The sequence below is a fragment of the Agaribacter flavus genome, from assembly GCF_042646125.1.
Lineage (GTDB): Bacteria > Pseudomonadota > Gammaproteobacteria > Enterobacterales > Alteromonadaceae > Glaciecola > Glaciecola flavus.
Window position 1 is genome coordinate 87,692 of the sequence record NZ_JBHRSW010000010.1, and the last position, 6,000, is coordinate 93,691.

Genomic DNA, 6,000 nt, shown 5'->3' on the forward strand with positions numbered 1-6,000 from the left:
CAGCAAATGCATATCCAGCATTTAATTTACCACTATGACAATGCCATTCTTAATAAGGTAAAATGGCTGAAATCGATTTCATATCATGTGCAAAAAAATCGGCTTGTTTAGGCTTTTACTGCTGTTTGCTCTGAAACACTTGCAAATACTAACAACCGACCCCAATAGCATATTTCAAAATGTAACAAAAAGTCAACAATATGTTAATAAATTACGTTTGAAATATCAGGATATCTACTAGAAAAGACGTTAAATGACTGAAATTAATATAAATAAACTTTTTATTTGAAATATATAAGCTAACTTACTTGTAACTAACTTGTATCAAAATGTATTGAAAACGGTTTCATAATGAAGTACCGTTTACGGCGAATCGAGTGTCGAGTCAGGTTTTTTGTTTACTGCGTATGCTGTCAACGTTAAGGAAAGTAGGCTCAATGGTCTCGCGTTTTACTTACAAAATTTGGGTTTTTTATGCAAATTGCAGTTATCGATATGGCTATCGTTGCGGCTTACCTGCTCGCGATTGTAGCAATTGGCTTTTATCTAAAAAAACGAGCATCTAAAGACATGCAAGCCTACTACCAAGGAGGCAGAAAACTTCCTTGGTACATGCTGGGCTTGTCGAACGCTTCTGGCATGTTTGATATTTCTGGCACCATGTGGCTGGTTACGCTCTTGTTTGTTTATGGCTTAAAAAGCATTTGGATACCTTGGTTGTGGCCTGTTTTTAACCAAGTATTCCTGATGGTGTATTTGTCCATTTGGCTTCGACGCTCAAATGTATTGACGGGGGCAGAATGGATGCGGACGCGCTTTGGCGATAGCCACGGCGGAAAACTCTCGCATTTTGTGGTCGTACTCTTTGCCATAATTGGCGTGCTTGGTTTTTTAGCTTATGGATTTGTAGGTGTAGGCAAGTTCGTCGAGATATTTATCCCTTACGAAGTGGTCTCACCCTATTTGCCGTTTTCCTTATCACCCGAATTCGTTCCACATTTTTACGGTATCGCCTTTACTGCAATCGCGACCTTGTACGTGATGCTGGGTGGAATGATGAGTATCGTGTGGGCTGATGTGTTGCAATTCACTATTATGACTGTCGCGGCCATTGCCATTGGTTTTATCGCCATGGCACAAGTTACACCCGAAACACTCGCCGCAGCTACGCCTGATGGTTGGGACAATCCCTTCTTTGCATGGTCTTTGTCGCTGGATTGGGCGGGCATCATTGACGAAGTCAACGAGAAAATCTTATCGGACGGATATTCTTTGTTTTCAATCTTTGTGATGATGATGTTGTTCAAGGGTGTGTTGGTCAGCGCTGCAGGCCCAGCCCCCAATTATGATATGCAAAAAATATTGGCGACAAAATCACCAAAAGAGGGGGCGTTAATGAGTGGTTTTGTATCCATCGTCCTAATGCCTATCCGATATTTTATGATCGCCGGTTTTACTGTTCTTGCGATTGTATATTACGAGCGCTTAGATTTGATGTCTGGTGGTTCGATAGATTTTGAGAATATCCTACCAAGTGCGATCTTAGAGTTCGCGCCTGTCGGTATCTTGGGTATCTTGCTCGCGGGTCTTATCGCTGCCTTTATGTCTACCTTTGCTGCCACAGTGAATGCTGCGCCCGCGTACTTAGTTAATGACATTTATCATCGCTATATCAATCCAAGCGCCAGCAACAAAACACTGATACGCGCCAGCTATTTGATATCAGTAAGTGTTGTCGTCATCAGTACCTTAATTGGCTTGTACGTGCAAAGTATTAATAGTGTTTTGCAGTGGCTCGTTTCTGGTTTGTGGGGCGGTTACGTGGTTTCTAACGTACTTAAATGGTATTGGTGGCGACTAAATGGATATGGCTACTTTGTGGGTATGCTCGCAGGGATCGCGGGTGCGCTCGTGTTTCCTCCTGTATGTATAGCTCTTTTCCCTGAGTTGAGTAGCGATATTGCGCCGCTAACGGTATTCCCCGTTTTATTGGTTTTTTCAGGCTTAGCTTGTGTGTTAGTCAGTATTTACACCCCCCACGATGATATGAAGGTACTTAAGTCATTTTACAAGCAAGTACGCCCGTGGGGTTTTTGGGGGCCTATCAAAGCTCAAGTCATGGCTGACGACCCCAATTTTGAGCCAAACAAAAACTTTAAAAACGACATGTTCAATGTTGCGACAGGCGTAGTCATGCAGACTTGCTTGGTTGCACTTCCCATATTTATTGTGATTAAAGAATGGGGTTCAGTAAGCACAACTGTCGTCATACTAGCTGTTAGTGCAGCACTACTTAAACGAAATTGGTACAACAAATTAGACGAAAATGCAGCATGATAGATTCAACTACTAAGTACGGTCATTTTGACAACGATAATTACGAATACGTAATCACCAGCCCGTTTACACCCTCACCTTGGATTAATTATTTAGGGAATGACGGTTTTCACGGGCTGATTTCAAATACAGGTGGCGGTTATACATTTTTCAGAGACCCCAAATTTAGGCGTTTAACGCGTTATCGTTACAACAACGTGCCGGTGGACACAGGCGGACGGTATTTTTACATTTCAGATGGTGACGATGCGTGGTCATTGGCAGGGCGTCCAATGGATACGGTATTAGATAACTACGAATGCCGACATGGTATGGGTTATACACGCTTTACTTCGAACAAGAATGACATCGAAGCCCAAGCGACCTGTTTTGTACCTCTACATACTACAGCTGAAGTCTACATTGTATCGCTCGAAAACAAAGGCGCAGTCAATAAACAACTTAATTTGTTTTCTTTTTTAGAGTGGTGCTTATGGAATGCAGAAGATGACGCCACCAATTTTCAGCGAAATTTATCGACAGGAGAAGTCGAGATAAGTGGTAGTACCCTGTTTCATAAAACAGAGTTCAGAGAGCGTCGCAATCACTATGCTTTTTATCACGTGAACCGTGAACTAGCGGGTTTTGATACATGTAGAGACAGCTTCTTAGGTCCATACAGAGGCATGCACAACCCAATCGTGGTTGAAAACAAGCAAGCGAATAACTCTCACGCACATGGTTTTGCGCCTATTGCCTCTCATCACTTAAAAATTGACTTAGCGCCTGGTGAAAAAACATCGCTAGTGTTTGTTATGGGATATTGTGAACTTGATCAGGAAGATAAGTGGGCCTCACCGGGGGTGATCAATAAAGTACCTGCAAATGAGTTGATAGCGCGCTTTAGCTCGACCGAAAAAGCGCAGGCTGCTTTGGATGAGCTTAAGCTTTATTGGCGTGAATTACTCAATAAGTGTGTGGTAAAAACACCCGATAGCGCCTTTGATACAAGTATTAATATATGGAATCAGTATCAAAACATGGTGACCTTTAACTTGTCTCGCAGTGCGTCATTTTATGAAAGTGGCATCGGCAGAGGTATGGGTTTTAGGGATTCTAATCAAGATACTATCGGTTTTACGCATATGGTGCCGGAAAAGGTGAGGGAGAGAATACTCGACTTATCCGCTACACAAAAGGCAGACGGTTCAGCATTTCACCAGTACCAACCTCTCACCAAAAAAGGCAACGCAAATATTGGTGGTAACTTTAATGATGATCCGATGTGGTTAGTTTTATCGACTTGTAACTACATTAAAGAAACCGGTGATTTTTCGATACTCGACGAGCTCGTCCCTTTTAACAACGACGAAACAAATAGTGGTACACACTTTGAACACTTGCATCGCGCGTTCAATCATGTGGTAAACAATTTGGGCCCTCATGGTCTGCCATTGATTGGCCGCGCAGATTGGAATGATTGTTTAAACCTCAATTGTTTTTCGACCGACCCTAACGAGTCTTTTCAAACCACACAGCGCGGTGCTTCGGATGTCGCAGAGTCGTTGATGATTGCGGGACAATTTGTTCTTTACGGCGAAGAGTTTGCTATTTTATGTGAACAAACCGGTCATGAAGAGCTGGCCGTCACTTGTCGCAAGCATATAGATAAGATGCGAGAAGCGGTAGACAAGCACGGATGGGACGGCGAATGGTTTTTGCGTGCATATGATGCAAAAGGGAATAAAGTCGGCTCTGTTGAAAATCCAGAGGGCAAGATTTTTATCGAATCTCAGGGCTTTTGCGTGATGGCAGGGTTAGGGCATGACAACGGTCGAGCAGCACTCGCCATGGATGCCGTTGCCGAGCATCTGGTGACAGATTACGGCATCATGCTGCAACAACCTGCCTTTAGTGAGTATGATAAATACTTGGGTGAAATAAGTTCATATCCGCCTGGCTACAAAGAAAATGCGGGGATATTTTGTCACAACAACCCTTGGATCATTATTTCTGAAGCGATGTTGAATAACCCAACTCGCAGTTTAGACTATTTTAGTAAGTTGTGTCCTTCATATCTGCAAGATAAGCAGGCCTTGCGCCGCTCTGAACCTTATGTATACAGTCAAATGGTAGCAGGGGCAGATTCTGCCATGCCAGGGCAAGCGAAAAACTCGTGGCTGACAGGCACTGCGTCGTGGAGCTACTACGCGGCTGTTCAGTATATTTTGGGCATTCGGCCTGAGTATGAGGGCTTGAGAATTGCGCCTTGTATCCCTTCAGACTGGGACGGTATCCATGTGAAGCGGCAATTTAGGGACGCGTATTATGATATAAGCGTTGTCAATAAAGCCGAAAATGGAATAAATAAAATCAATGTGCTTATTGATGGAGAGGAGCTAGCAGACAATATTATCCCTTATGCGAAGTACTCAGGTCGTCATCAGGTAATTGTTACGCTTGTAAGTTAAGTTTTAATCGCAGAGGCCTTTTAAATAGAAGGCTTAAAAAATATAGGATGTCGTATGTTACGTATTTTTAAACTGTATCTTAGTGCTGGAATGTTGTTTTTGTGCTTTGGGCTTGCCAATGCGTCAAAACTCGACCCTGATTCCATCATCGAGTGGTGGAATATTCCTTACCCAAAAAGTTTTGATGTTAGTGCCTTAAAACAGCAAAACTTTATCCGTGTAGACGGGAATCAGTTTGTCGACGACAAAGGTAAACCCTTTACATTCAGAGGTATGAACATCGCTTCTCCTGACAAGTTAATTAAGCAAGGGCAATGGAAAAAATCCTTGTTCAAAGAGCTCAAAGATTGGGGAGTCAATACGATCCGTTTGCCCGTACATCCAATTGGTTGGCGTATGAGTGGCAAAGAAAACTATATAGGCCTAATTGATGAAGCCGTGCTTTGGGCAAATGATTTAGGTATATATTTGATACTCGATTGGCATTCGATTGGTTATTTACCTGATGGTTTGTTTCAACACCCCATGTACAAAACCGATATCCAAGAAACCTTTGAGTTTTGGCAATACATCTCTGCTCGTTATAAAAACGTGCCTACGATTGCGGTTTATGAGATTTTCAATGAACCTACCGATATCGGGGGCAAAGCCGGTAGCGCAGATTGGTTGGAGTGGAAAGCACTAAACGAGCAAATTATTGATTTGATCTACGCCCACGATAAACATGTTATTCCATTGGTGGCTGGTTTTAATTGGGCATATGATCTCACACAGGTAAAAGCACACCCAATTGAGCGAGACGGCATTGCCTATGCAAGCCACCCCTATCCTCAAAAAGCTAAACCCAATCCACGTACTAAAGAAGCGGTGTTTGAAAATTGGACAAAAGTATGGGGCTATGTGTCTGAAACATATCCGATGATCGCGACTGAACTAGGATGGGTAAAAGAGGGCGGTTTTGGTGCGCACATCCCCGTGATTGATGATGGCAGTTATGGACCTTGGATCATCGAATATATGGAAGCGCGAAACATATCTTGGACAGCTTGGTGTTTTGATCCCGAGTGGTCACCCACTATGATCCACGACTGGTCGTTCACACCCACTCAACAAGGAAAGTTTTTCAAGCAAGTCTTGCAGAGTTATAACTGACATCCCGCACCCATTTTAAGAATAAATTTGTTGATAGTGGTAGCCCAAGCAGTTGACGATA

General features: G+C 43.0%; 3 protein-coding genes. All 3 read left to right on the plus strand.

The window, feature by feature from the left end:
* Positions 1–474 precede the first annotated feature (474 nt).
* Genes ACFOHL_RS07245 through ACFOHL_RS07255 form a run of 3 tightly spaced genes read left to right on the plus strand, consistent with a single transcriptional unit; the run spans position 475 to position 5,939 of the window.
* A complete protein-coding gene (locus ACFOHL_RS07245) occupies positions 475–2,337 on the plus strand; it encodes a sodium:solute symporter family protein (RefSeq protein ID WP_376919549.1) in 1,863 nt (620 codons plus the stop codon).
* Complete coding sequence (locus ACFOHL_RS07250; protein ID WP_376919550.1) at positions 2,334–4,787, plus strand: GH36-type glycosyl hydrolase domain-containing protein; 2,454 nt, start codon at positions 2,334–2,336, stop codon at positions 4,785–4,787. Before ACFOHL_RS07245 ends, ACFOHL_RS07250 begins: the two co-directional genes overlap by 4 nt.
* A gap of 54 nt (positions 4,788–4,841) precedes the next feature.
* Complete coding sequence (locus ACFOHL_RS07255; RefSeq protein ID WP_376919551.1) at positions 4,842–5,939, plus strand: glycoside hydrolase family 5 protein; 1,098 nt, start codon at positions 4,842–4,844, stop codon at positions 5,937–5,939.
* Positions 5,940–6,000: the final 61 nt, after the last annotated feature.

What these genes read in the sequence shown, in the direction of transcription:
- ACFOHL_RS07245 (WP_376919549.1), top strand. Translation starts at nt 475, where the DNA reads ATGCAAATTGCAGTTATCGATATGGCTATCGTTGCGGCTTACCTGCTC.
- ACFOHL_RS07250 (WP_376919550.1), top strand. Translation starts at nt 2,334, where the DNA reads ATGATAGATTCAACTACTAAGTACGGTCATTTTGACAACGATAATTAC.
- ACFOHL_RS07255 (WP_376919551.1), top strand. Translation starts at nt 4,842, where the DNA reads ATGTTACGTATTTTTAAACTGTATCTTAGTGCTGGAATGTTGTTTTTG.